This window comes from Streptosporangium sp. NPDC006930, from assembly GCF_040635605.1.
Taxonomy (GTDB): Bacteria; Actinomycetota; Actinomycetes; order Streptosporangiales; family Streptosporangiaceae; genus Streptosporangium.
Genome location: NZ_JBEYID010000002.1, coordinates 173,987 through 198,720, shown reverse-complemented (window position 1 = coordinate 198,720; position 24,734 = coordinate 173,987). Strand labels below are relative to the sequence as shown.

The window sequence follows — 24,734 nt, the reverse complement described above, 5'->3', positions numbered from 1 at the left end:
GGACCCGCCCGAACCATTCGGCTCGCTCGTTCGCGAGACCTTGCTCACCGGACCTGCCCGACGCTCGCCGGACCCGCCCGAACCATTCGGCGCACTCGTCTATGAGACCTTGCTCACCAGAACCGCGGTCATCGGGCCTCGCTCACGAGGCCCTGCGGTTCGCGGTGGTGGACGACGCGGTCTGAGGCTCGGGAGCACCGGCCGCGCGCTGCGGTGGCACCACGGGGGTGGGCCTGACCAGCCCCAGGGCGACGACCTCGTTCGCCAGCCTGGTGCGCCGGTTGGTGCCCTCCGGGATCCGGAACTTCTGGTAGAGGCGCAGGAGGTGCTGTTTGACAGCCGCCTCCGTCACCACCAGATCGTCGGCTATCTCCCTGGCCGTGGCCGGTGCGACGAACGCCTCGTCCGACAGCGCCGGACGGCACAGTGACGTCAGGACATCAACCTCCCGCCTGGTCAGCTCCGGCGCCGCGGCGCGGCGGAGCTCGATCTCCGGGGCGAAGTCCTCGCGTGGCACTCCGCCGATCCTGCCTCGTGCCGCACCGAAGGACACCACGTCACCGTCGTCAAGCACCCTCCGGGCGATCGGCCGACCGTTGACCCGAGTGCCGTTGCGGGACAGGCCCAGGTCAACGACGTACAGGTAGGGTCCGCGCCGGACGAATTCCGCGTGCAGCCGGGAAACACTCGGATCGGTGAGCCGGATGTCCACTCCCCGGCCACGTCCGATCGTCGTGATCTCGGGGCGCAACGGGACCACCTCGCCTGTGTCCTCGATGCGTATGAACGGCCCCTCCACGGCAGTTCCTCCCCAGGTAGCCCGCCGTAACTATTCCTACAGCTCCGGCTTACCCAGACGAGGTGATGGGGAATCGCCTTTGCCAGAAGGAGAATCCCGCGTGAAATTGGCCTGCACCTCCCGGGAGAGTTTCCGCTGCTCACAGGTAGACTTCGGGCACAGATAAGCGGAGGAAACACTTATGGCGGACAAACCCACCAAAGGTCTCGCCGATGTCGTAGCCGCATCCACAGCGCTCAGTGACATCGACGGTCAGGCCGGTCGCCTCTTCTATCGTGGCTACGACATCCACGATCTGGCGGGCCGTACCACCTTCGAAGAGACCGCCCACCTACTCCAGTACGGCACCCTCCCCACCCAGGAGCAACTGTCGGCGTACGGTGAGGAGCTGGTTCGAGGGCGCACGCTCGGCGCGCTCGTCGAGGCCAACATCCCGGAGATCGCGGAGAAGCAGGCCCCCATGGAGGCGCTGCGCACGCTGGTCTCACTGGCCGGAGGCGACGATCCCGACAAGGACACCAACGACCCCGAGGCGAACCTGCGCAAGGCCGCCAGGCTGACCGCGCAGCAGCCGATCCTCGTCGCCCGCTACCACGCGGCCAGGACGGGCACCACGGTTCCCGACGCGGACCCCGAGCTGAGCGTGGCCGCGAACTTCCTCCTCCAGATCACCGGCCGTACCCCCGGTGAACGCGAGGTCGAGATCTTCGACGCCTGCCTGGTCCTGCACGCCGACCACACGATGAACGCCTCCACGTTCGCCGCCCGCGTCTGCGCCGCGACCCTGTCCGACATGCACTCGGCCGTGGTGGCGGCGATCGGCACCCTCAAGGGCCCCCTGCACGGCGGTGCCAACGAGCAGGTAATGCGCACCCTGGAGTCGCTCGACGCGGGTTCCGTCGCCCAGGCCGTACGGGACAGGCTCTCCGCGGGAGAGAAGATCATGGGCTTCGGGCACCGCGTCTACAAGACCGAGGACCCGCGGGCCACGCACCTGCGCAGGATGTCGCGGGAGCTCGGCGAGGCGTCCGGCGACGACACGTACTACCGGATGTCCAAGGAGATGGAGGAGGTCGTCTTCGAGACGAAGGGCCTCTACCCGAACGTCGACTTCTACGCGGCGACCGTCTACCACTATCTCGGCATCCCGACGGACCTGTTCACTCCCGTCTTCTCGGTGAGCCGCATGTCAGGATGGACCGCGCACGTCATCGAGCAGCACGCCGACAACCGGCTGATTCGTCCGGACAGTGAGTACATCGGCGAGCGTGACCAGAAGTGGAAGCCGATCACCGAGCGATGAGCCGGGATCAGGTGATCAAGGATCGTATGACCTGGGATCAGAGGAAATGGGATCATGCGAACCGGGATCATGTGACCCCGAATCAGAAGAACCGGGATCGAACAGGTCGGAATCGATGAGTCGGAGGCGAGAGCGAGTGATGGGCCGGTGAACGCGCGAGCGGTGAACGCGAACGAGGAGCGCTGGGGCGCGTACCCGCTGGTGGCGGTCGGCGCGGTCGCCGCCATGGTCTTCGCGGTGCTGCTCGATATGCCCGAGTGGGGTGGCTTCGCCCTCGGTGCCGTCATGACGCTGGGGGCGCTGGCCAGGCTCACCGGAGGCGGGCGGCTCGCCGTGCGCAGGAAGACGACCGACGTCCTCACCCTCGCGGGTCTCGGAATCGCGCTCATGGTGGGCGGGCTGATCCTCGAATATCCGGCGCTCATGCCGATGCGATAGGTCGGAGGAACGGGTGCGTCGCCAGACGACAGGCCCGGTCCGATAGCCTCAACGGCCAGTGAGCCTCAAAAAGGACTGTCTGGCCAAATTAGTTCAGAAGGGGAACCACACGCATGCCCAAGATCAAGGTAGAGGGCCCCGTCGTCGAGCTTGACGGCGACGAGATGACCCGGATCATCTGGCAGTTCATCAAGGACCAGCTGATCCTTCCCTACCTCGACGTCGACCTGAAGTACTACGACCTCGGGATCGAGCACCGCGACGCCACCGACGACCAGGTGACGATCGACGCCGCGAACGCGATCAAGCAGTACGGCGTCGGCGTCAAGTGCGCCACGATCACCCCTGACGAGGCTCGGGTGGAGGAGTTCGGCCTCAAGAAGATGTGGAAGTCCCCGAACGGGACCATCCGCAACATCCTCGGCGGCGTCATCTTCCGCGAGCCGATCATCATGTCCAACGTGCCGAGGCTCGTCCCCGGCTGGACCAAGCCGATCATCATCGGTCGTCACGCGTTCGGCGACCAGTACCGCGCCACCGACCTGAAGATCCCCGGCGAGGGCAGCCTCACCCTGACTTACACCCCCAAGGACGGCTCGGAGCCGATCGAGCTCGACGTCTACGACTTCCCCGGCCCCGGCGTCGCGATGGCGATGTACAACCTGGACGAATCGATCCGCGACTTCGCCCGCTCCTCCATGCGGTACGGCCTGTCGCGCGGTTATCCGGTCTACCTCTCCACGAAGAACACGATCATGAAGGTCTACGACGGCCGTTTCAAGGACATCTTCGCCGAGGTCTTCGAGACCGAGTTCAAGGCAGACTTCGACGCCGCCGGGATCACCTACGAGCACCGCCTCATCGACGACATGGTCGCCGCGGCGCTCAAGTGGGAGGGCGGATACGTCTGGGCCGCCAAGAACTACGACGGCGACGTCCAGTCCGACACCGTCGCGCAGGGCTTCGGCTCGCTCGGCCTGATGACCTCGGTCCTGCTCACCCCCGACGGCCGCACCGTCGAGGCCGAGGCCGCCCACGGCACGGTGACCCGCCACTACCGCGAGCACCAGAAGGGCAACCCCACCTCCACGAACCCGATCGCCTCGATCTTCGCGTGGACCCGGGGCCTGCAGCACCGCGGCAAGCTCGACAACAACCCCGCGCTGATCGACTTCGCGGAGAAGCTCGAGCAGGTCTGTGTCGAGACCGTCGAGGGCGGCCAGATGACCAAGGACCTCGCCCTGCTGGTCGGCGGCGACGCCAAGTGGCTGACCACCCAGGACTTCCTGGCGGCCCTGGACGAGAACCTGAAGAAGAAGGTGGGCTGACCGGCACCCGACCGGTCTCCGGCGGCACCGGCCCTCACCCGGCCGGCACCGCAGCCCGCAGGACCTGTTGAACCCACAGGAGCAGAACCCGCAGGACCTGTAGAACTCACAGGATCTGTAGAAAAGGGCCGCCCCACGGCGGCCCTTTTCCCGTTTTTCACGTCGGAGAGGGGCTTTTCCGGTCTCTCCGCGCCGAGGACGGACTCTTTCCGGCTTCCCAGGCCGAAGGCGGGCTCTCCGTCTTCCCAACCCGGAGACGGGCTTTCCGGCCTCCCCATGCCGGAAGACTTGAAGACCGGACGTTCCCGCCTTCCCGGGCTGCGGGCGGGCCTCCCGAAGGCCGCCCGGTGCCCTCTCGTACGGGACCCATGCGGCCCGGGGGCCGGTCACGGCGCCGTCGCGGCCCCCAGCACGAGCGAGGCGTCGGCCGGGAGGCCGGGCACGCGGTGCGCCCGTCCGTTGACGGCGTCCACGCGGAAGAAGCCGAGGAGGTCGCCTCCGGCCTTCGCGCTCATCCTCACGACCACCTCGCGGTTGTTCGGCCAGCTCACGACCTCGGCCTCGGCGGGCCGCTTCACCTCGGGGAGCGGGAGCCGTTTGAAGACATTTCGTGATGTGGCGTCGACGATATGAAGCCTGTGAGGTTCCTCACCCTTTCCCGCGACGATCGCGGCGGAGTATCTCCCGCTGGGGGAGTCCGACCAGGTCCCGTACCGCTCCCGGAGCCAGGGGGAGATCTTCTCCGCAGGAGACATCTGTTCCGCGGGCAGGGATGTCAGGGCGCCGGTCGCGAAGTCGGTGCGCAGACGTCGCTCGCCGAGGGTGACGGTGAAGTGGCGACCGCTGGGGGAGACGCTCACCGTGGTGCCGTTCTCGGTGTCGGCGGGGACGAGGACCGGCGACAGATGGCGCTTCACGCCGCTGCCGAGGTCATGGGCGACGTAGCGGCGCTCCGCCGCGCTGAGGTAGGCGATGCGGCGCCCGTCGCGGCTGATGGCGGGGACGAGCCGGGGGCGCTCCCCCTCGTCCCCGTGTGCGAGGCGCTGGGCGGCATCGGGGACGCTCAGCGTCGACTCGCAGGGTTTCCGGCCCTCGCAGGCATCGGGGCCCGGAGCGGGGCTCTCGGGGCCGCCGGGAGTCAGTGTCAGCGTCCAGCCCGCGCAGGTGACGTCTCCGGCCCGCGCCGGGGGCGCGGCGTTCCCGTCGGGACACGGTACGGGGACCGCGTAGCGGATCACCGAGGAGGTCCGCGGGGCCTGCCACGGCGCCGGGGTGCCGCCAGGTTCTCCGCCGGCCTGTTCCCGGCCGTCGGGCTCGGGGCTGGAGACCGCCCGTACGGGCTCTCGCGCCTGTACGGCGCGGGCCTGGTTGCGCTCGCCCAGCGCCGAGTTCCACACCTCGCCCTGCTGGAGCACGATGAAGGCGGCGACCAGTCCGATCGGGACGAGCGCGGCGGCCACGGTGAGCAGGATCCCCCTGGCGCGACGCCGCCTGAGCGTGCGCATGGACCGGGCGGAGAGGTCGGGGACGGAGGCCTCACCCGCGGCGTTGGCCATCCTGGTGATCAGACGGCTCTCACTGCCCTTGGTGAGGGTGTCGACCGCCTCGGCGATCTCCGCCTCCACGGTCTTCTCCGGCAGCCCGAGAAGGGAGGCCATCTCCGCGCGGGACCTGCCGTCGTGCAGGCAGGCGACCACGAGAAGCCGCTGCCGGGGCGGGATCCGTACCAGCGCCGTCGGCCCCGCTGCGCTCGGCCGCTGGAGGAAGCGGCGGTAGAGCGCGATCTGGGCGTGCGTGGTGGGGTTCTCCCACAGCGGCGGCGGCCAGGAGAGGGCGACGGTGTGGAAGGAGCGCAGGGTGAGGCGGATGGCCTGCTCGTGGCTGCCGGTGAGGAGAAGGGCGGTGCCGACGAGGGAACGCTGATCGCGCTGTACGAACTCGCGATAACCGATGTATCGGCGCATGGAAGTTTTTGCTCCGGCTTGCCTGAGGGACGTACAACGGTAGCGATCTAAGCGGCTGGAGCGCCAGATTGGGGTTAATGTCGGAAATTGGGTGGGTGGGGATCCCGTTGTTTCTCGGCGTGACACGGCCGGAAGGCTGGTCGTTCTCGGAAGGAATGTGAGGTCACGTCGGGATAACAGCGGGAGAGGGCGGGTCATGGCGCCGTAAAGTTTGCCACGTCGAAGATTACGAGATCGTGGGGACGATGATGCCGGATATCGCGCCACTGGAAGCGGGAGAGCCGCGCCAGCTCGGGCCGTTCCGCGTTGTCGGGCGGGTCGGCGAGGGCGGGCAGGGCGTCGTCTACCTCGGGATCAACGCCGCGGGGGAGCGGGCGGCGATCAAGTTGCTGCACGTGAAGTTCTCCGGCGACGCCATCGCCAGATCCCGGTTCGCCAGGGAGGCGAGGGCGGCCCAGCGGGTCGCCTCGTTCTGCACGGCGGGCGTGATGGACGCCGACCTCGAAGGCGACACCCCCTACATCGCGAGCGAGTACATCGAGGGCAGGTCGCTGCGCGAGGTCGTGGAGACCGACGGCCCCCTCAGGGGCTCCCCGCTGCAGCGGCTGGCGATCGGCACGGCCACCGCGCTCACCGCGATCCACCACGCCGCGATCGTGCACCGCGACTTCAAGCCCGACAACGTGCTCATCGCCGCCGACGGCCCGAGGGTCGTCGACTTCGGGATCGCCCGCATCATCGACTCCACCGGCACGATCACCAGCCGGGCCATCGGCACCCCCGCCTACATGGCGCCCGAGCAGATCTCCGGCGCCGACGTCGGGCCGCACACCGACGTCTTCGCCTGGGGGGCGACCATCGCGTTCGCCGCGACCGGCGAGACCATCTTCGCGGGCGGATCGATCGCCGTGGTGCTCAACCGCATCCTCAACCACGAGGTCGACCTCGGCATGCTGCCGGAGCCGCTGCGCGGCGTGGTCGGTTCGGCGCTGGCCAAGTCACCCGCCAGGCGCCCCTCGGCCGACCAGCTCCTGCTCCGGCTGCTCGGCCATCCCGATACGGCGAACGCCTCGCCCGCGATCCTCACTCAGGGCGCCCAGGTCGCCGTCCCCAAGTCCTCCCGCGACGAACCTCGGTCTCGTACCCAGGACCGTGACCAGAGCGACGACCAGGGCCGTCCCCCCGACCAGGGCCTTTCCGGTGATCGGGGCCGTTCCGATGGACAGGGCCGTTCCGGTGACCGGGGCCGTGAGCGGGGGCATGCCCGCGACGCCGGTCAGGGCCGTGACGACGACGCCACCAGTCCCATGCGGACTCCGAACCCCAGAACGGGCGGTCTCCCGAGTGACCCGCCTCTCCCGTCCACGGGGTTCCAGGTCCGGCATCCCGCCCACGACCGGCGCACCCACCCCGGCCACGGTGATCAGAGCGGAGGGACCCATCCGGGGCAGGGGAGCCGGACCGGACCCGGCCAGGGCGAGCGCCGCGCACCCACCGACCGCGGCGGGCACTCACACGTCCCCACGCCCTCGGAGTTCCCGGACCACCGCGCTCCCGAGTCGTACCCCCCGGAGTATCCGTCCTTCCCCGACCAGCGCGCTCCCGAGTCGTATCCCCCGGAGCGGCGCCTCCCGGACCACCGCCCGCAGGAGCACGGCTCCTCGGGCCGTCACGACCATCCGACCTCTCCCGACCACCGGGACCACCCGCCGTCTCCCGACCACCGGGGCCAGTCCTCGTCTCCCGGGTACGTGGGGTACGCCGGGGAGGTGCCGCCGCCCAGCTGGCAGGTGGCCACGACCCCCGACGGGACACCGAAGACGCAGAAGACGCTGCGCCGCCCGCGCGGAAGGCGCTGGATCGCCGCCGCGGTGGCGGTGCTGCTGCTCGCCGCCGGGGCGGTCGCCGCCTTCCAGTGGTGGCCGAGGCCCGTCGACAAGGGTGGGCCGAAGGAACCGGTCCCGACGGCGTTCACCTCCGTGGCGGACAAGGCCGCCAAGACCGGCAAACTCGTCATCGGCCTGCGCGACTCCCTGCCCGGCATCGCGCTGAAGAACCAGGGCAGGTGGAGCGGCTTCGAGGTCGACCTCGCCCTTGAGATCGCCAAGGCGCTGGGGGTGCCGGCGAGCGGCGTCACCTTCCGGGCCACCGCCCGTGCCGACCGGCCGAAACTCCTGACGAACGGTGGCGTCGACCTCGTCCTGGCCACGTACTCGATCAACGACACCGACGACGTCACCTTCGCGGGGCCGTACTACCTCGCCCACGTCGACGCCCTCGTCAAGGACGGCTCGCCGATCGTGACCGTGAAGGGTCTGGAAGGCAGCCGGATGTGCCAGCCGGCCTTCAGCGCGGCCGTGGCGGTCCTGCAGGGCGCGGTGGAGCGGCTCACGCTGGTTCCCGCGGAGACCTACTCCGACTGCGTCAACAAGCTGGCCGCCGGCGAGGTCGACGCGATCCCCGGCGACGACCTGCTGCTGGCCGGTTTCGGCAACCGGGAGAGCATCCTCTACAAGCTGCTCGGCCTGAAGCTCACCGACGAGCGCTACGCGGTGGCGCTCAAGAGGGGCGACGTGCGCACCTGCGAGGCCGTCAGGGGGGCGATCGCCGACCTCTACCGGAGCGGCACGGTCCGTAAGCTGCTCGACAAGCACTTCTCCAGGGTCGAGTTCCCGGAGCGGGAGAACAACCTCCCGACCATGGCCCCCTGCTCCTAGCCCTCTCGGAGTGGACGTGTTCACCCACGTCGGCGGGGCGCTCGCCTTCTCACAGCCGCCCGGAGGGCCGATCAGGGCACTCGCCGGACGGTCGTCCACGGTGGACGGGTAGCATCCGAGCGTCACAATTCATCCTTCGAGTGGGGGAAGGTCATGGCCCAGACTCCCGTAAAGGTCACCGTCACCGGCGCCGCCGGTCAGATCGGCTACGCGCTGCTTTTCCGCATCGCCTCGGGCCAGTTGCTGGGCGCGGACGTCCCGGTCACGCTGAGCCTCCTGGAGATCCCGCAGGCCGTGAAGGCCGCGGAGGGCACCGCGATGGAGCTCGACGACTGCGCGTTCCCGCTGCTGAGCGGCATCGAGGTCACCGACGACCCGAACGTGGCGTTCAGCGGCGCCAACATCGCGCTGCTGGTCGGGGCCCGTCCCCGCAGCAAGGGCATGGAGCGCGGTGACCTCCTCCAGGCCAACGGCGGCATCTTCGGTCCGCAGGGCAAGGCGATCAACGACAACGCGGCGGACGACATCCGCGTGCTGGTGGTCGGCAACCCGGCCAACACCAACGCGCTCATCGCCCAGCAGCACGCCCCGGACGTCCCGGCCGAGCGCTTCAGCGCGATGATGCGTCTCGACCACAACCGTGCGATCTCCCAGCTCGCCGCCAAGCTCCAGGTCCCGGTCTCCGAGATCAAGAAGATGACCGTCTGGGGCAACCACTCCGCCACTCAGTACCCCGACCTCTTCCACACCGAGGTCGGCGGCAAGATCGCCGCTGAGCTGGTCGACGAGACCTGGCTGCGTGACACCTTCATCCCCACCGTCGCCAAGCGCGGCGCCGCGATCATCGAGGCCCGGGGCGCGTCCTCGGCCGCCTCCGCCGCCAACGCGGCGATCGACCACGTCTTCGACTGGGTCAACGGCACCGCCTGGACCTCGGCGGCGATTCCCTCCGACGGCTCGTACGGCGTTCCCGAGGGGCTCATCTCGTCCTTCCCCGTCACCTCGCGCGACGGAAAGTGGGAGATCGTCCAGGGGCTGGAGATCGACGCCTTCTCGCGCGAGCGCATCGACGCCACGGTGCGCGAGCTGGAGGAGGAGCGTTCCGCGGTGCGCGAGCTCGGTCTGGTCTGAGCGGCCACGCGGCCACGCGGTCTTCTGATCCGAGCACCCGTACGTTCTCCGATCCGAGCCCGTCACGCGGTCTTCGATCTGAGCTCGTCACGCGGTCTTCGACCTGAGCCGCCCCGCGAACGGGGCCCCGGCATGCCGGGGCCCCGTTCGCGTTCCCGGCCTTTTCTCCGCGCGGCGGCGGGAGGTTCCCTCGCGCGGCGGTGGGAGGCTCCTCCGCACCTTCGCGGCGCGGGCGGTGAGGGGAGAAAGCGGCGTGTCGATCGTCGCGGAGCGGCGTCACCCGGCGTTCAATGATCACTTGTGGCCGGGGGATCGGTGTTCAGGGAGTACGCCGCGGTGAGGGTCGTCGCCGGGGTGATCTGTCTCGCGCTCGTCGCGACATCTCGGGGAGCGTTCGCCTCGCCCGGGGACGACACCTGGGGGGCCGCCGACCTGTCGGTTCGGCTCATGGCCTCCCCGAAGCGCGCGCAGCCGGGGCAGCCGATCACCTACCGGGCCGAGGTGCGCAACGACGGGCCGGGAGACGCGGTGCTTCCGCTGCTCACCGTCCGGCTGCCGGAAGAGGTGGCGGTGATCGGCGTGAACGTCGCCGAGTGCCGCCCCGGCGCGGTGGCAGGGGAGGTGGTCTGCCCTTCGGTGAAGGATGTCATGGCGGGTCAGGCCGGTGGGGTGACGATCACGGGGCTGGTGAGGTCCGGCGCGAGGGGGCCGCTGAGGGCGAGCGCGACGATCTCCTCCGAGGTCGTGGACGACGACGAGACGGACAATGTCTCCGAGACGCTGACCGAGGTGGACGAGGGTACGGATCTGGCGGTCCGGTTGTCGCGGGTGGCCCGTACGACGCGTACGGGCCGCCTGGTGACCGTGGCCGCGGTGGTGCGCAACCGGGGACCGCGGCGCGTCCACGACGCCGGGGTCCTCTTCGACACCGGCGGGGCGCGCCTCATATCGGCGAGGGGGGCGCGCTGCGACCCCCACCCCGCCTATGTCGGGTGCAGGCTTCGTACGGTCGGCGCGGGCAGGCGGGTGAGCTTCACGCTCGCCTTCGTGGCCCGCGCGCACGCGCCCAGGGCCGAGGCGACCGTCTACTCTCTTCGGCTGGGCGACCGCCGTCCCGCCAACAACACGGCTCGCTTCCGCCTGAGGTAGGCGTGGCCGTCCGGCCGCACGTTTCCATGGACGACGGCGGACGGCGGCAGACGACGGCGCGCTGTCAGTCGCGCAGGGCGGCCCAGGCGTCGGCGACGACGTCGCGGATCGACGGGTGCTCGGGCTTCCAGCCGAGTTCGCGCTGGATCTTGTCGGACGAGGCGACCAGCACGGCCGGGTCACCGGCGCGGCGCTCGCGCACGACCGCGGGGATCTCGTGGCCGGTGACCTCGCGGCAGACCGACAGCACTTCCTGCACGGAGAAGCCCGTCCCGCTGCCCAGGTTGTAGATCTTGTGTTCGCCCGCCGAGCAGGCGTCCAGTGCCAGCAGGTGGGCCCCCGCGAGGTCGGCCACGTGGATGTAGTCGCGCACGCATGTGCCGTCGGGAGTGGGGTAATCCGTGCCGAACACGCTGACCGACTCGCGACCGCCGAGTGCGACGGCGAGGACGTTAGGGATCAGGTGGGTCTCCACGGTGTGACGTTCGCGGTAGACGTTGCCGTCCGCGGCGGTGTAGGCGCCGCCCACGTTGAAGTAGCGCAGGCTCACCGCGGCCAGGCCGTACAGTCCGGCGAACGCGCTCAGCGCGGTGTCGACCGCGAGCTTGGACGCGCCGTAGGGGTTGGTCGGCCGGGTCGGGTCGGTCTCCTCGATCGGGGAGCGCTCCGGCTCGCCGTACGTCGCGGCGGTGGAGGAGAAGACGATCCGTCCCACTCCCGCCCTCCGCATGGCGTCGAGCAGAGCGAGGGTGCCGCCGAGGTTGTGTGCCCAGTAGAGGTCCGGCCGTTCCACCGACTCGCCGACGAGGGACTTCGCCGCGAAGTGGAGCACGCCGTCCATGCCGGTCAGCAGGCCGGCGGCCTCGGTGATCGACCCTTCGACGAAACGGGCGCCCGGTGGCACCGCGTCGGCGTGGCCGGTGGAGAGGTCGTCCAGCACGGTGACCTCGTGGCCCGCCTCGACGAGTCGCGCCGCCACGACGCCGCCGATGTATCCGGCGCCTCCGGTGACGAGCAGCTTCACGGAGCCTCCTGTTTGATGATGTTTGTACTTGTTTACTTTTGTAAGTCTATTGCCAGCATATGCTGGCACATCAAATATCGACCACCGCCGGAACGGGCGACCGCCATGACGGAGACGATCTCGTGAACAGCGTCCTGGCGAACATCGCCTTGGTCATGCTCTTCGTACTGATCGGGGGATTCTTCGCCGCGGCGGAGATGGCCATGGTCTCCCTCAGGGAGAGCCAGGTCAGGCGGCTCGACGCCCACGGTCGCAGGGGGGCGAGGGCGGCGAAGCTCGCTCGCGACCCCAACCGCTTCCTGTCCGCCGTGCAGATCGGCGTCACCGTGGCGACCATGCTCTCGGCCGCCTTCGGCGCCGACACCCTCGCCCAGGACCTCATCCCGGTGGTGACCGGCTGGGGAGTGCCCGAGGCCGTGGCGGCCCCGCTCTCCCTGGTGCTGGTGACGCTGGCGATCTCGTACGCCTCGCTCGTCCTCGGCGAGCTGGTCCCCAAGCGGATCGCCCGGCAGCGCGCCGAGGGGATCTCCCTGCTGGTCGCGCCGTTCCTCGACCGGATGGCCCTGCTGTCGCGGCCGATCATCTGGACGCTGTCCAAGTCCACCGACGGGGTCGTCAAGCTGCTCGGCGGCGACCCCCGTGCAGACCGCGAGGAGATCTCCACCGAGGAGTTGCGCGACATGGTGGTGGGGCACCACGAACTCACCGCCGACGAGCGTCACCTGATCGGGGAGGTCTTCGCGGCGGGTAAGCGGCAGCTGCGCGAGGTGATGCTGCCACGCACCGAGGTGGAGTTCATGTCCGTCGACACTCGGCTGGCCGAGGCGGCGGTCCTGGCCGCGGCCATGCCGCACTCCCGCTTTCCCGTCTATCGCGACTCCTACGATGACATCGTGGGCTTCGTCCACATCCGAGACCTGCTCGATCCGGTGCTGACCGGGTCCATCGAGCCGATCAGCGAGCTGGTGCCGATCCGCCCGGTCAAGCTGGTCCCCACCAGCAAGCGGCTGATGGCGACGCTGTCGGAGATGCGCAAGGAGGGGCACCACCTGGCGATCGTGGTCGACGAGTACGGCGGAACGGCGGGCATCGTCACCCTGGAGGACCTCGTCGAGGAGCTGATCGGCGACATCCGCGACGAGCACGACGTGGCGGACGAGCACGTCGCGCTGCCCGCGGGAGAGGTCGAGCTCGACGGTCTGGCCAACCTCGACGAGGTGGCGGCCGAGACCGGGATCCGCCTGCCCGACGGCCCGTACGAGACCCTCGGCGGGTTCGTCATGGGAGCGCTCGGACACCTTCCCGCGCTGGGGGATCGGGTGGAGATCCCGGGGTTCGACCTCACGGTCACCGACATGGACGGCCGCAGGGTCTCCCGGGTCAGGCTCAAGCGGAGAGCGCCGCGCCAGGAGGCGCCACCCGCCTCCGAGAGCTGAACCTCGCGAACCAAGCACTCCCGACAGCTGACAGAATTGGCTGCTATGGCCAGTCCTCGTGTCCTGTCGGGAATCCAGCCCACCGCAGACTCCTTTCACCTGGGAAACTACCTCGGTGCCATCAGGCAGTACGTCGCCATGCAGGAGGGGTACGACGCGTTCTACTGCGTCGTCGACCTGCACGCGATCACCGTGGACTACCAGCCGGAGGTGCTGCGCAGGCGCTCCAGGGTCGCCGCGGCCCAGCTCTTCGCCGCAGGGCTCGACCCCGAGCGCTCCACGGTCTTCGTGCAGAGCCACGTCCGTGAGCACACCGAGCTGGCCTGGGTGCTGATCTGCCTCACCGGGATGGGCGAGGCCGGGCGGATGACCCAGTTCAAGGACAAGGCGGCGAAGGCCGGTGAGAGCTCGGCCAGTGTCGGGCTGTTCACCTACCCGATCCTGCAGGCGGCCGACATCCTGCTCTACCAGGCGAACCAGGTGCCGGTCGGCGCCGACCAGAAGCAGCACCTGGAGCTCACCCGCGACCTCGCGCAGCGCTTCAACCACCGCTTCGGCGAGACCTTCACGCTGCCGGACCCGCACATCGTCAAGGGGGTCGAGAAGATCACCGACCTCCAGGAGCCCACGGCGAAGATGTCGAAGTCCTCCTCCTCGCCCACCGGGATCCTGGACCTGCTGGAGCAGCCGGGACCGCTCCGTAAGAAGATCATGCGTGCGGTCACCGACACCGGCTCCGAGGTCCTCGCCGACGACGAGAACAAGCCCGGCGTCACCAACCTGCTGCGCATCCAGTCCGCGCTGAGCGGCGTCCCGATCCCCGAGCTGGAGGCGCGCTACGCCGGGCAGGGGTACGGCACGTTCAAGAAGGACGTGGCCGAGGTGGTGATCGACACCTTCACCCCGATCCGCGAGCGCACCGAGAAGCTGCTCGCCAACGAGGCGGAGCTCGACCGGATGCTCGCCGTCGGGGCGACCAGGGCCCGCGCGGTGGCCGCCGAGACCATGGCCAAGGTGCGTGACCGGGTGGGCTTCCTGCCCACTTCATGATCTTCCGTCCCGGTCCGGGAGGTGTTCCCAGCCGGACCGCGACGACTCCACACGGCCCTGACGACCTTCCTTCGTACGGGTTCGGGCGGCCTCCCGCCCGCTGCGTGATCTCTCGTGTACGCACGGCTGTTTTTTCGCCGTCGTTCACGATCGGGACGGCGGTGATTGGGTAGGGGGCGCACGTGACAAGCGTGCTGGAACGTATCCAATCTGCCCGTGAGCGGTTCGGGAGGGCGTTTGGTGCGGCCCGGATCAGGTGGCGCTGGCTGGATCATCTGGTCAGGACCTTCCAGCGCTACCAGATCCAGTCCGGTGACCGGCTCGCGGGAGCGATCAGCTACTTCGCCTTCCTGTCGTTCTTCCCGATCATCGCGCTCGCCTTCGCGGTCTTCGGCTATTTCCTCTCCGTCAGGCCCGACGCCATCGTGACCCTGCAGACGGCGATCAACCAGTATCTGCCGGGCCTCGCCGACAAGCTGCCGATCCAGCAGATCGCCGAGTCCCGGACCAGTGCCGGGATCATCGGCCTGCTCGGGCTTCTTTACGCGGGACTCGGCGCGATCGACGCCCTGCGCGGCGCGCTGCGTGAGATCTTCATGACGACCGAGGCGCCGCTCAACTTCGTCCTGGCCAAGTTGAGGGATCTGGCCGCGCTCCTGCTCATCGGTACCACGCTGGTGTTGTCGGTGCTGATCGGGGGGTTCGCCACCCAGGCGAGCGGGGTCGTGGCCGGGTGGCTCGGTCTGGCGGGTTCGCCGGTGGCGACCGTCACGATCTGGCTGGCCGGGCTCGCGGTGAGCGTGCTCACCGACGTCGTCGTCTTTCTGGTCATCCTGCGCTGGCTTGGCCGCTCCAGGCAGCCGTTGCGGGTGCTGCTGCGCGGTGCGCTGCTCGGCGCGGTCGGTTTCGCCCTGCTCAAGCAACTCGCCGTGCTGATCCTTTCCGGCACCCTGAACAATCCCGTCTACGGGGTGTTCGCCGTGGTCGTCGGCCTGCTGGTCTGGCTCAACCTCTCGGCCCGGGTGATCATGTACGCCGCCGCCTGGACCGCCACCGCGTCCCTCGGCCCCCCGCCCGATCCCACCCCGGTCCCGACGACCGCCCTCCGCGCCTGATCTTCCGCAATCCGGTGAGCTCCGCCGCTCGATATATCTTGTTCCCCGATATATGTTGTCAGGCATGACTCCGAGAGTGATGACGGAGCCGGCGTTTCTCATCCTCACCGCGCTGGTCGGCGAGCCGTGTCACGGCTACGGCATCGTGCGGGAGGTCGAGGAACTGTCCGGCGGGCGGGTCCGGCTCAAGGTCGGCACGCTTTACGGTGTGCTCGACCGGCTCGCGGGCGACGGGCTGGTGGCTCTCGACCGCGAGGAGGTCCAGCAGGGACGGCTGCGCCGTTACTACCGGCTCACCGACTCCGGCTCACGGACGCTGGAGGCCGAGGCCGTCCGGCTCGCGGAGAACGCGAGGACCGCCGTCGACCGTCTCCGCGCCCGGCAGGGCCGCCCCTCCGTCGCGGGAGGCCCCGCGTGAGGGAGAGCGAGGACGCCCACGCGAAAGAGGGCGAGGACGCCCACGTGAGGGAGAGCGGTGACGACGGTGCGCCGACGAACCTGCTGGAAAGGCGTTACCGCCACTGGCTGCGCCTGCTGCCCGCCTCCTACCGCGCCGAGCGCGAGGAGGAGATGGTCTCCGTCTTCCTGGAGGGCTCGCCCGGCGTCTCCGACGCCGACGGGCCCCGGCCGCGCTGGTCGGAGATCGCCAGTATCGCCGTGCTCGCGGTCCGGGTCCGCCTCGGCGGAGCGGGGGGCGCGGAGCCCAGATTCCTCGCGTGGGGCGAGACGGTCCGCCTGACGGCCCTGCTGGGACTGGGCCTCCAGGCGTTCCTCGGCGCCCTGACCGCCGCGATCGCGCTGCGCGCGTACGGGGTGATCGGTGCGGTCGACCCCCTGCTCGCCCAGGCGGCGGGTCCGGCGGGGTCGCCTGAGCGGCTCGCGAACATCCTGGAGGGCCTCGCCGGCCCCCTGTGGTTCGCCCCGTTCGCGGCGCTCCTCCTCGGACATCCGCGCGCCGCCAGGGCGCTGGCGCTCGTCGCGCTCGCGGTGGGACTGCCGGTCCTGGTCCAGACGTCCCTGGACGGCTTCTCCGGGCTCGCGCTCGCCGGCCTTCTGGCCCCCCTGGTCACCGTGTCGGCCCTGTGGGCCGGTTTCCAGCGGGACTCGCGCCCCGCGCGGCGGTCGCCGTGGCTTCTGCTCCCTCCTCTCGCCGCCGGTGTCGCCGTCGCCGCGCTGTACGAGGCGATCGCGTCTCCCGCCGCGACCGTCGCCTGGATATGGCCGTGGCTGGACGAGCCCGGCCTCAGGAGCGCGTTCGTCCTGGGGGCCGGCGTCGCGTACGTCTGTGTGCACGCGTACGCACCCGCGCGGCGCACCCCGTCGTGGCCGCTGGCTCTCGCGATCCTGGCGCTGCCGACGCTGTGTGCTCGCCTGATCGGGCTGAGCCACCACTTCGGCTTCGCCGACGGGATAAGCCGGACCATCACCCTCGGCATGGTCGGCCAGGTGGTGCTGCTCCTCGCCCTCGTCGTCGGGGGTGTCGTCCTGGGGATCAGGATCCTTCCGGCCGCACCGGCCAGGGGCGGCCGGGGGGCGGTCGAGGGGTGAAGGGCGAGGAGGGCTCTGGTCAGCGCGCCCGGCGGGAGCGTCCGCGCAGGCCGTACATCAGCCAGGTCAGGCCGCCGAGCAGGACGGCGCCGAGGGCGTAGTAGACGACGGGGACGCCCTCGTCGGCGGGTCTCGTGGCCGCGGCCGGGTCCTGCGCGGAGACCGGAGCGGGGAGTGCGGGGGCCGGGGCGGCGGGGGGCGCCGAGGCGGCGGGTCCGGTGGGCAGCGGGGCGGGCTCGGGGACCGGGTCGACCAGTTGGCCGACCGGGACGACCTTGCCGCGATTGGCGAACCCCCAGTCGAGCAGGTCGGCGACCTCCTCCCAGAAGTAGCCGTCATGACGCATGATCGACACGATGACGGTGTGGCCGTCGCGCTTCGCCGCGCCGACGAAGCTGCCCAGGGCCTTGGAGGTCCAGCCGTTCTTGACGCCGATCATGCCCTTGTAGCGCCAGAGCAGCTTGTTGTGGTTGCCGATCTCGTAGTAGCCCTTGGGCGCCGGGAACTTGTCAGTCTTTGTGCTGATATATCGCCGAAAATCGGCGTTGGCCAGGCCGGCGCGGGCGATCAGCGCCAGGTCATAGGCCGAACTGCTCTGGCCGGGCTTGTCCAGCCCGCTCGGGGTCTTGGCCACCGTGTCGAACGCCTGCAGGCGCCTGGCCTCGGCGTTCATGTCCGCCAGGGTCGTGGCGAGGCCGCCGTTGGCCTCGGCCAGGGCCATCGCGCAGTCGTTGCCCGAGACCAGCATCAGCGCCTTGAACAGGTCCTCGACGGTGTAGAGCGGCTTGGGGACCAGGCCGACCGCGCTGCCCTCCTCGTTCACCGCGCGCCTGCTCGGCGTGATCTTCAGCTTCTTGTCCAGCTTGGGGATGAGGGTGAGGGCGGTGAGCGCCTTCAGCGTGCTCGCGGGAAGGTAGCGCCCGTGGGCGTCCTTGGCGGCCAGCACCTCACCGGTCTCGGCGTCGGCGATCACGTACGACTTCGCGGCCGTCTTGGGAGGGGCCTTCACACCCGCCGGGAGGATGAGGCCTCGCCCCCCGAGCCGGGAGCCGCCGACCGGCTCCTTCTCGTGGCGCGCGGCCGCTGGAACGGCCCCCGTGCGCAGGTCCGGCGAACCGGCCACCGCGGGCGCGTCCGCGACCCGGGCCTGTGCGGGCGCGCCGAGGAGGGCGGTCGCCGCGAGCAGCACCCCGACGGGTGCGACATGTTTGATCCCCATGATGAGCTCAGGGTAGCTTCGTACCGGTTCGCATGGAGTTACAGGTGCCCTGACCAGCTGCGAACCACTCGGCGGAATACTGACACCATGCGAATAACGCGAAAGACAGCCGCTTTCCTGATCGGCCTTGCCGCTTTCATGATCTTCGAATGGATCACCCTTGGCTTCAACCTCACGGATGGTCATCCGACGGCCTTCTACGTGGTCCACGGAATCCTGATCGCCGTCAACATCGTGCTGGCGATCGTGCTCGGTGCGATCGGCCTACGCGCTCTGGCGAAGCGTGACGAGCGTCCTTCCGTGTAGCTCGGCGGCCTCCTCGGCGGAGTCGCCGATGCTGGTGAACCCGAGCTTGCCGTACTTCGTGACCCCGCCCAGCATGTGCAGCACGTTCCCGGTGCGGCGCTCGCGGTCGAAGCCGAGGCCCTCGTCGTGGATCAGCTTGACCACCTCGCCGGGCAGACGGCCACGAAGGGAGGGCGAGGCGCAGTTGTCCGTCGCCACGTAGTGCTTCGGCCGGCCCGCGTGCACGAGCGTGTGGCTTTCCGGATCGTACGACGCGCCGGTGGTCAGGAGGGCGGCGCCGAACGGGTGGGTGGTGCCGCCGATGCGCAGGTTGATCTCGCACATCAGTGTCCGGTAGCCGCCGTCGGTCTTGACGGCGAAGAAGTCGATGCCGAACAGCCCCACCACCCCGCGGCCCGCGAGGATCCTGGCGATCCGCTCGGCGTACTCGCCCAGCTCGGCCCGGTACTCCTGGCGGGCGGGGAAGCTGCAGCCCTGGTAGACGTCGCAGTTGGGACCGCCGAGGACCTGCTCGTGGGTGGCGACCACGTCGTACGAGCCACCGGGGGTGATCCGGGCCAGCGCGCTGGGGGAGCGCAGGGGCCGGTCCTCGATGAACTCCTCGATCACCGCTCCCCGCTCGGCGACCTTCTCGGCGAACGTCGTCCAGTTCTCGTCGGAGGCGGAGAAGCTCGTGGGGCAGGAGGCGAGCGGCCGGTCGTCCTTGGTCACGATGGCGTTGCCGAGCCCCGAGTAGCTGTTGTTGAGCTTGACCATGAGCCTGCCCGCGGGCTTCATCGCGTGGGCGGCGCGTTCCACCTCGGTCAGCGAGCGCAGGTCGCCGAAGCCTCTGACCAGCGGCACCCCGGCCTCGTCGCCGACCACACGCCCGCCGCTCTTGGAACCCAGGTGGGCGAGGGAGGTGGCGGGGCCGTAGATCGGCAGGGAGAGGATCCCCGCGAGGCGCTCCTCGTACTCGCTCACCACGAACGGCACCATCCAGGCGGGTCTGTCGTTCCTGTTCGCGTGCCAGGGGGCGTCGCCCTGTGGGGGGTCGCCGAGGGCGGCACGGATGCGCGCGATCACGTCCGGGCGGCGCAGCAGCGCCTCGGTGAGCGGATGCGTGTCAGGATCATCCAAACTGATCATTCGCAGGCGCGTGCGGGCCTCGTCGGGATCGTCGAGGAAGCCCAGGTAGTAGTCCACGACCGCGCTGTCCACCGCCGTCGAGGTCAGGTAGACGACCTCGACCTTCGGCTTCCTCAGGGTGAGGAGGAGAAACAGCAGCCGCTCCTCGTAGGAGAGGGCTCCGGTGATCCTGCGCAGCTCATCCTGGGGAAGCGACAACGAGGGGAGGACCACCAGGGTGCCCTCGTCCGGTTCGAATATGCTCAAACGCGACTGCCTCTCCCCGAATGGGATGTTAGCGATCATGTGAGGAGTGAAACACGCATTCCTCCCGTTTGCATCACTCCGCCGGGTTCGATGACCGGCACCTGAGGTCACGTAAATTGCCAGGTCGGCGATGTTTGGGAATGGCCCGGTGGTGACGTCCCCTCGGGACCCGCCCTCCCCCGGTACGACCATCGTCTCATAGTCAATTTGGGCCATCTTTCCTGGTCATCCCGGGTCGGAAGGTGTACGAGTGGGGCATGGGGCGCCAAAACATTTGGCCTGGATGTCGGCGAGCTGCTCGGGAGGAGGGATAAAGTCGTTGTCATCGCCAACGTGACGGCTTCCCCGGGGCACCGGCCTGCCGTTCCCACGTCGGTGACCGACCAGCCCGTGCTGATGCGGCCCGTGAGACCCCACTCCGGTCCGGCGGTGCGGCGATCGCTTTTTTCGAGACTGCCTCATGGGTTTCGAGATCCTGGGCAGTTGCACGGTGCGTCGAGGATCCAGAGCCCGCCGGCGCGGATGGGACGGTGAGCAATGCGGGGGCGTAATTTGCGAGGAGAACTCGACACGTTCCTCGCCGGTCGCGAGCAGGAGCTCATCGCTTTCCGCCGGGACCTGCACATGCATCCCGAGCTCGCGTTCGCCGAATACCGCACGACGCAGCGCGTCGCCGAGCGCCTGACCGCCGCCGGGCTGGTCCCCTCGGTGCTGCCGCGCGGCACCGGCCTGCTCTGTGACGTCGGCAGCGGCGACGGCCCGACCGTGGCGCTGCGGGCCGACCTCGACGCGCTTCCCGTGCCCGACGAGAAGGACGTCCCGTACAGCTCGACGGTCCCCGGCGTGTGTCACGCCTGCGGGCACGACGTGCACACCACGATCCTGCTCGGCACCTCGCTCTTCCTCGCCCAGCAGGCCGAGGCCGGTCTGCTGCCCGGCAGGGTCCGGCTGATCTTCCAGCCCGCCGAGGAGCTTCCCGGCGGCGCGCTGGAGGTGATGGCCTCGGGCGGCATCAGCGGCGTGGACCGCATCTTCGGCCTGCACTGCGACCCCCGGCTGGACGTCGGCAAGGTCGGCCTCAAGGCCGGTCCGATCACCTCGGCCTGCGACAGGGTCACGATCCGGGTGAGCGGTCCCGGCGGGCACACCGCCAGGCCGCACCTCACCGCGGACCTCGTCTTCGCGCTCGCCAAGATCCTCACCGAGCTCCCCGCCGCGCTCTCGCGCCGGATCGACCCCCGTTCCTCGCTCAGCCTGGTCTGGGGCCGGGTCGAGGCGGGCTCGGTGGCCAACGCCATCCCGGACGACGGCGTCGCCGAGGGCACCGTGCGCTGCCTGGACGAGGCGGCCTGGCACGCGGCTCCCGACATGATCAAGTCGCTGCTCGAGTCGGTCGCCGGCGCGTACGGCGTCGAGGCCGAGATGGAGTACGTGCGCGGCGTGCCGCCGGTGGTCAACGACAAGGTGAGCGTGCATATGCTCGCCGAGGCCGCCGAAGGCGTGCTCGGCGAGGGTGCCCCCGTGCCGACGGAGCAGAGTCTGGGCGGCGAGGACTTCGGCTGGTATCTGGAGTCCATCCCCGGCGCGTTCGCCAGGCTCGGCACCCGCGAGCCGGGGTCGGCGCACCTGGCGGACATCCACCAGGGCACCTTCGACGTGGACGAGAGCGCGATCGGCACCGGGGTACGTTTCCTCGCGGCGACCGCGCTCACCGCCCTGTGGGAGGGGCAGCGCCCCGTCGCGGGCGACACGCTCATGGCCGTGAACGCCGACAAGTAGCGCGTTCCTGACATCTAGTCAGACGAAAAGTCCGGACATATCCTGAGGAACCAGCCGATGGTCCCCGAAGAAGATCATCGGCTCCCGGGCGGACGGGCCGATACCGGGCCGTGGCGGACGTTCGGAGCTACCGACAGGTAACCCTGTCCGGTTTTTGGGTCACAAGGTGGCCTGAGCTGGATAACGGACCTGTTGCGGACTCATGCGTTGGTTTGGTCAACCCTGATGGACCAACTATCTTCCGTGCAGGGTTGCCGTGCGTCTCTTCGCGCGTGCACTGAAACGCGAAGGGAGTCCATCTTGCTTCAGAACCGATTCGGCAAGCTGGCCGCGACCGCACTGGCGGGCAGCATGCTCATGGGAGCTGCCGCGTGTGGTGGAAGCGAGGAACCGGCTACGTCGGCGCAGCCGAGCGGGGCCGCCAGCAGTGAGGCGTCGGCCGCGGCGGGACCGAAGGTCGGTCTCGCGTACGACATCGGCGGGCGTGGCGACCAGTCGTTCAACGACTCCGCGGCGGCGGGCATCGACAAGGCCAAGGCCGAGCTGAACCTGGCCGAGGTCAGCGAGCTGGAGGCCGGTAACGGCGAGACCGAGGCGGCCAAGGAGGAGCGGCTCCGCCTGCTCGCCGACGGCGGCTTCAACCCGATCATCGCGGTGGGGTTCGCGTACTCCAACCCGGTGAAGAAGGTCGCGACCGAGTTCCCCGACGTCAAGTTCGCGATCGTCGACGACGCGGCGGCCGAGGCTCCCAACATCTCGAACCTGCTGTTCGCCGAGCACGAGGGCTCCTTCCTGGTCGGTGCCGCGGCGGCGCTGAAGAGCAAGAAGAACCACGTGGGCTTCGTCGGCGGCGTGCAGGTGCCGCTGATCAACAAGTTCGAGGCCGGGTTCGCCGCGGGCGCCAAGGCCGTCAAGTCGGACGTGAAGATCGAGGTCAAGTACCTCACCCAGCCGCCGGACTTCACCGGCTTCAGTGACCCGGCCAAGGGCAAGACCGCGGCCGAGGGCATGTTCGACGCGGGTGCCGACGTGGTCTACCAGGCCGCGGGCGGCTCCGGTGGCGGCGTGTTCGAGGCGGCGAAGGCCGCCAAGGGTCTCGCCATCGGCGTCGACTCCGACCAGGCGAAGACCGCCGCCGCCGACCTGCAGAGCGTCATCATGACCTCCATGGTGAAGAAGGTCGACGTCGCCGTCTTCGACTTCCTGAAGAGCTTCACCACCAACCAGGTGAAGGCCGGCAGCACGATCTACGACCTCAAGGCCGACGGCGTCGACTACTCCACCACCGGTGGCCAGGTCGACGACATCAAGGCTCAGCTCGACGAGTACAAGCAGAAGATCATCTCCGGCGAGATCACCGTTCCGGACAAGACCTCCTGACCTGGTACTAATGAGGGGCCCGGCGGACATTTCCCCCGGGCCCTTTGTCCTACATTGATCGAAATTTGTTCCACCCTTACCACCACGTTCCGTATCGGGGCATCCGTACGGAGGAGGCCGTCATCAGCACCTCGGCACCGGCCGTCGAACTCTCGGGCATCACCAAACGATTCCCCGGCGTCGTCGCCAACCGCGACATCTCCCTTTCCGTGCGACAGGGCCACGTGCACGCCGTCGTCGGCGAGAACGGCGCGGGCAAGTCCACCCTCATGAAGATCCTGTACGGCATGCAGCGCCCGGACGAGGGGAAGATCCGCGTCAACGGCGAGGACGTGAGCTTCCGCTCCCCGGGCGAGGCGATCGCCGTGGGCATCGGCATGGTCCACCAGCACTTCATGCTGGCCGACAACCTCACCGTCCTGGAGAACGTGGTCCTCGGCAGCGAGCCCAGAAAGGGCGGGATCGCCCTCGACTTCGGCACCGCGCGAAGAAGGATCAAGGAGATCTCCGACTCGTACGGCCTCGGCGTCGACCCCGACGTCACCGTCGAGGACCTGGGCGTCGGGGCCCGCCAGCGGGTGGAGATCCTGAAGGTCCTCTACCGGGGCGCCCGGATCCTCATCCTGGACGAGCCGACCGCCGTGCTCGTGCCGCAGGAGGTGAAGGAGCTCTTCGCCAACCTGCGCGAGCTGGTCCGCGAGGGGCTGACGATCATCTTCATCTCCCACAAGCTGGACGAGGTGCTCTCGGTCGCCGACGCCATCACCGTCATCCGGCGCGGCACGACCGTGGCCAGCGTGGACCCCAAGGACGTGACCGCGAGGCAGCTCGCCGAGCTGATGGTCGGCAGCGAGCTGCCCAGCCCGGAGACCCGCGAGTCCACCGTCACCGACGTGGTGGCGCTGTCGGTGCGCGACCTCACCGTCCTGTCCGCCGATGGCCGCCGCGTCGTGGACGACGTGGGCTTCGAGATCCGCAGGGGCGAGGTGCTCGGCATCGCCGGGGTCGAGGGCAACGGCCAGGCCGAGCTGGTCGAGGCGATCATGGGTATGCGCCCGGCCGACGGCGAGATCCGCCTCGGCGAGCACGACATCTCGGGCTGGGCGACGCTGCGCCGCCGCGAGGCCGGCATCGGCTACATCCCCGAGGACCGCCACCGGCACGGCCTGCTGCTGGAGGCCCCGCTCTGGGAGAACCGGATCCTCGGACACCAGACCAGGCGGCCCAACGTGAAGGGCCCCTGGATCGATCGCGCGGGAGCGCGCGAGGACACCCGGCGCATCGTCGAGGCGTACGACGTCCGCACCCCGGGCATCGACGTGGACGCCTCGGCCCTGTCCGGCGGCAACCAGCAGAAACTGATCGTCGGCCGGGAGATGAGCGGGGAGCCCGTCTTCCTGATCGCCTCCCACCCGACGCGCGGCGTCGACGTGGGCGCGCAGGCCGCGATCTGGGACCACCTGCGCGCGGCGCGCGCCGCGGGCCTCGCGGTCCTGCTGATCTCGGCCGACCTCGACGAGCTCATCGGCCTGTCGGACACCCTGAAGGTGATCCTGCGCGGCCGGATCGTCGCCGAGGTGGATCCCAAGGACGTGACACCCGAGCGGCTCGGTTCGGCCATGACGGGTGCTGGAGAGGCGGCATGAACACCCACGTAGCGCACACGCCCCCGGA

General features: G+C 69.5%; 20 protein-coding genes. 15 read left to right on the top strand and 5 right to left on the bottom strand.

All coding sequences use genetic code 11. From position 1 onward, the window contains the following. Window positions 1-142 precede the first annotated feature (142 nt). Window positions 143-799: an FHA domain-containing protein gene (locus ABZ664_RS04185; RefSeq protein WP_350943436.1), complete on the bottom strand. Its 657-nt coding sequence runs from the start codon at window positions 797-799 to the stop codon at window positions 143-145. Between the two features lie 181 nt (window positions 800-980). Between ABZ664_RS04185 and ABZ664_RS04180 the strand changes: the two genes are divergently transcribed. The 3 genes from ABZ664_RS04180 to ABZ664_RS04170 all read left to right on the top strand — a co-directional run bounded on the left by ABZ664_RS04180 (window position 981) and on the right by ABZ664_RS04170 (window position 3,868). Then, complete coding sequence (locus tag ABZ664_RS04180) at window positions 981-2,102, top strand: citrate/2-methylcitrate synthase (RefSeq protein WP_362502706.1); 1,122 nt, start codon at window positions 981-983, stop codon at window positions 2,100-2,102. Between the two features lie 147 nt (window positions 2,103-2,249). After that, entirely contained in the window at window positions 2,250-2,540 is a 291-nt protein-coding gene (locus ABZ664_RS04175; RefSeq protein WP_362502703.1) for a DUF3017 domain-containing protein, read from the top strand. Between the two features lie 113 nt (window positions 2,541-2,653). Then, window positions 2,654-3,868, top strand: a complete 1,215-nt coding sequence (locus ABZ664_RS04170) for an NADP-dependent isocitrate dehydrogenase (RefSeq protein ID WP_362502700.1) — start codon at window positions 2,654-2,656, stop codon at window positions 3,866-3,868. A gap of 386 nt (window positions 3,869-4,254) precedes the next feature. On the opposite strand, the gene ABZ664_RS04165 is transcribed toward ABZ664_RS04170, so the two are convergent. Further along, the gene (locus ABZ664_RS04165; protein ID WP_362502697.1) at window positions 4,255-5,832 is read right to left on the bottom strand and encodes a hypothetical protein; all 1,578 of its coding nucleotides are present in this window, start codon (window positions 5,830-5,832) and stop codon (window positions 4,255-4,257) included. Between the two features lie 245 nt (window positions 5,833-6,077). On the opposite strand from ABZ664_RS04165, the gene ABZ664_RS04160 reads away from it, so the two are divergent. The 3 genes from ABZ664_RS04160 (at window position 6,078) to ABZ664_RS04150 (ending at window position 10,829) form a co-directional block, all read left to right on the top strand. Then, a complete protein-coding gene (locus ABZ664_RS04160; protein WP_362502694.1) occupies window positions 6,078-8,549 on the top strand; it encodes a transporter substrate-binding domain-containing protein in 2,472 nt (823 codons plus the stop codon). 153 nt (window positions 8,550-8,702) lie between these two features. Further along, window positions 8,703-9,680 (top strand): malate dehydrogenase, encoded by a 978-nt coding sequence (locus ABZ664_RS04155; protein ID WP_362502691.1) that lies wholly within the window; start codon window positions 8,703-8,705, stop codon window positions 9,678-9,680. A 300-nt stretch (window positions 9,681-9,980) separates the two neighbouring features. Beyond that, the gene (locus tag ABZ664_RS04150; protein ID WP_362502688.1) at window positions 9,981-10,829 is read left to right on the top strand and encodes a hypothetical protein; all 849 of its coding nucleotides are present in this window, start codon (window positions 9,981-9,983) and stop codon (window positions 10,827-10,829) included. A 64-nt stretch (window positions 10,830-10,893) separates the two neighbouring features. On the opposite strand, the gene galE is transcribed toward ABZ664_RS04150, so the two are convergent. Next, entirely contained in the window at window positions 10,894-11,853 is a 960-nt protein-coding gene (galE, locus tag ABZ664_RS04145; RefSeq protein ID WP_362502681.1) for a UDP-glucose 4-epimerase GalE, read from the bottom strand. A gap of 122 nt (window positions 11,854-11,975) precedes the next feature. Between galE and ABZ664_RS04140 the strand changes: the two genes are divergently transcribed. The 5 genes from ABZ664_RS04140 (at window position 11,976) to ABZ664_RS04120 (ending at window position 17,002) form a co-directional block, all read left to right on the top strand. Beyond that, window positions 11,976-13,289 carry a hemolysin family protein gene (locus ABZ664_RS04140; protein WP_362502678.1) on the top strand — a complete coding sequence of 438 codons (1,314 nt, stop codon included), beginning with the start codon at window positions 11,976-11,978 and terminating at the stop codon, window positions 13,287-13,289. A 45-nt stretch (window positions 13,290-13,334) separates the two neighbouring features. Beyond that, a complete protein-coding gene (trpS, locus tag ABZ664_RS04135; protein WP_362502675.1) occupies window positions 13,335-14,339 on the top strand; it encodes a tryptophan--tRNA ligase in 1,005 nt (334 codons plus the stop codon). 182 nt (window positions 14,340-14,521) lie between these two features. After that, window positions 14,522-15,454, top strand: a complete 933-nt coding sequence (locus ABZ664_RS04130; RefSeq protein ID WP_362502672.1) for a YihY/virulence factor BrkB family protein — start codon at window positions 14,522-14,524, stop codon at window positions 15,452-15,454. Between the two features lie 64 nt (window positions 15,455-15,518). After that, entirely contained in the window at window positions 15,519-15,872 is a 354-nt protein-coding gene (locus ABZ664_RS04125) for a PadR family transcriptional regulator (protein WP_362502669.1), read from the top strand. Further along, window positions 15,869-17,002 (top strand): hypothetical protein, encoded by a 1,134-nt coding sequence (locus tag ABZ664_RS04120; RefSeq protein WP_362502666.1) that lies wholly within the window; start codon window positions 15,869-15,871, stop codon window positions 17,000-17,002. The genes ABZ664_RS04125 and ABZ664_RS04120 overlap by 4 nt, the downstream gene beginning before the upstream one ends. Window positions 17,003-17,021: 19 nt before the next feature. Here the strand turns inward: ABZ664_RS04120 and ABZ664_RS04115 are convergent, their stop codons facing one another. Further along, the gene (locus tag ABZ664_RS04115) at window positions 17,022-18,221 is read right to left on the bottom strand and encodes a D-alanyl-D-alanine carboxypeptidase (RefSeq protein WP_362502663.1); all 1,200 of its coding nucleotides are present in this window, start codon (window positions 18,219-18,221) and stop codon (window positions 17,022-17,024) included. An 87-nt stretch (window positions 18,222-18,308) separates the two neighbouring features. Here ABZ664_RS04115 and ABZ664_RS04110 point away from each other — a divergent pair, with 87 nt between their 5' ends. After that, a complete protein-coding gene (locus tag ABZ664_RS04110) occupies window positions 18,309-18,527 on the top strand; it encodes a hypothetical protein (protein ID WP_362502660.1) in 219 nt (72 codons plus the stop codon). Here the strand turns inward: ABZ664_RS04110 and ABZ664_RS04105 are convergent. After that, complete coding sequence (locus ABZ664_RS04105) at window positions 18,486-19,901, bottom strand: peptide ligase PGM1-related protein (RefSeq protein ID WP_362502657.1); 1,416 nt, start codon at window positions 19,899-19,901, stop codon at window positions 18,486-18,488. The two genes, ABZ664_RS04110 and ABZ664_RS04105, sit on opposite strands and share 42 nt — an antisense overlap. A gap of 537 nt (window positions 19,902-20,438) precedes the next feature. Here ABZ664_RS04105 and ABZ664_RS04100 point away from each other — a divergent pair. The 3 genes from ABZ664_RS04100 to ABZ664_RS04090 all read left to right on the top strand — a co-directional run bounded on the left by ABZ664_RS04100 (window position 20,439) and on the right by ABZ664_RS04090 (window position 24,706). Beyond that, window positions 20,439-21,680 (top strand): M20 family metallopeptidase, encoded by a 1,242-nt coding sequence (locus tag ABZ664_RS04100; RefSeq protein ID WP_362502654.1) that lies wholly within the window; start codon window positions 20,439-20,441, stop codon window positions 21,678-21,680. Window positions 21,681-21,980: 300 nt separating this feature from the next. Continuing rightward, window positions 21,981-23,060, top strand: coding sequence for a BMP family ABC transporter substrate-binding protein (locus ABZ664_RS04095; protein ID WP_362502651.1), 1,080 nt, complete (start codon window positions 21,981-21,983; stop codon window positions 23,058-23,060). 122 nt (window positions 23,061-23,182) lie between these two features. Further along, window positions 23,183-24,706: an ABC transporter ATP-binding protein gene (locus tag ABZ664_RS04090; RefSeq protein ID WP_362503914.1), complete on the top strand. Its 1,524-nt coding sequence runs from the start codon at window positions 23,183-23,185 to the stop codon at window positions 24,704-24,706. Window positions 24,707-24,734 lie beyond the last annotated feature (28 nt).

Coding starts and splice junctions, on each gene's coding strand:
- ABZ664_RS04180 (WP_362502706.1), top strand. CDS start 981: ATGGCGGACAAACCCACCAAAGGTCTCGCCGATGTCGTAGCCGCATCC.
- ABZ664_RS04170 (WP_362502700.1), top strand. CDS start 2,654: ATGCCCAAGATCAAGGTAGAGGGCCCCGTCGTCGAGCTTGACGGCGAC.
- ABZ664_RS04165 (WP_362502697.1), bottom strand. CDS start 5,832: ATGCGCCGATACATCGGTTATCGCGAGTTCGTACAGCGCGATCAGCGT.
- ABZ664_RS04160 (WP_362502694.1), top strand. CDS start 6,078: ATGATGCCGGATATCGCGCCACTGGAAGCGGGAGAGCCGCGCCAGCTC.
- ABZ664_RS04155 (WP_362502691.1), top strand. CDS start 8,703: ATGGCCCAGACTCCCGTAAAGGTCACCGTCACCGGCGCCGCCGGTCAG.
- trpS (WP_362502675.1), top strand. CDS start 13,335: ATGGCCAGTCCTCGTGTCCTGTCGGGAATCCAGCCCACCGCAGACTCC.
- ABZ664_RS04125 (WP_362502669.1), top strand. CDS start 15,519: ATGACTCCGAGAGTGATGACGGAGCCGGCGTTTCTCATCCTCACCGCG.
- ABZ664_RS04115 (WP_362502663.1), bottom strand. CDS start 18,221: ATGGGGATCAAACATGTCGCACCCGTCGGGGTGCTGCTCGCGGCGACC.
- ABZ664_RS04110 (WP_362502660.1), top strand. CDS start 18,309: ATGCGAATAACGCGAAAGACAGCCGCTTTCCTGATCGGCCTTGCCGCT.
- ABZ664_RS04100 (WP_362502654.1), top strand. CDS start 20,439: ATGCGGGGGCGTAATTTGCGAGGAGAACTCGACACGTTCCTCGCCGGT.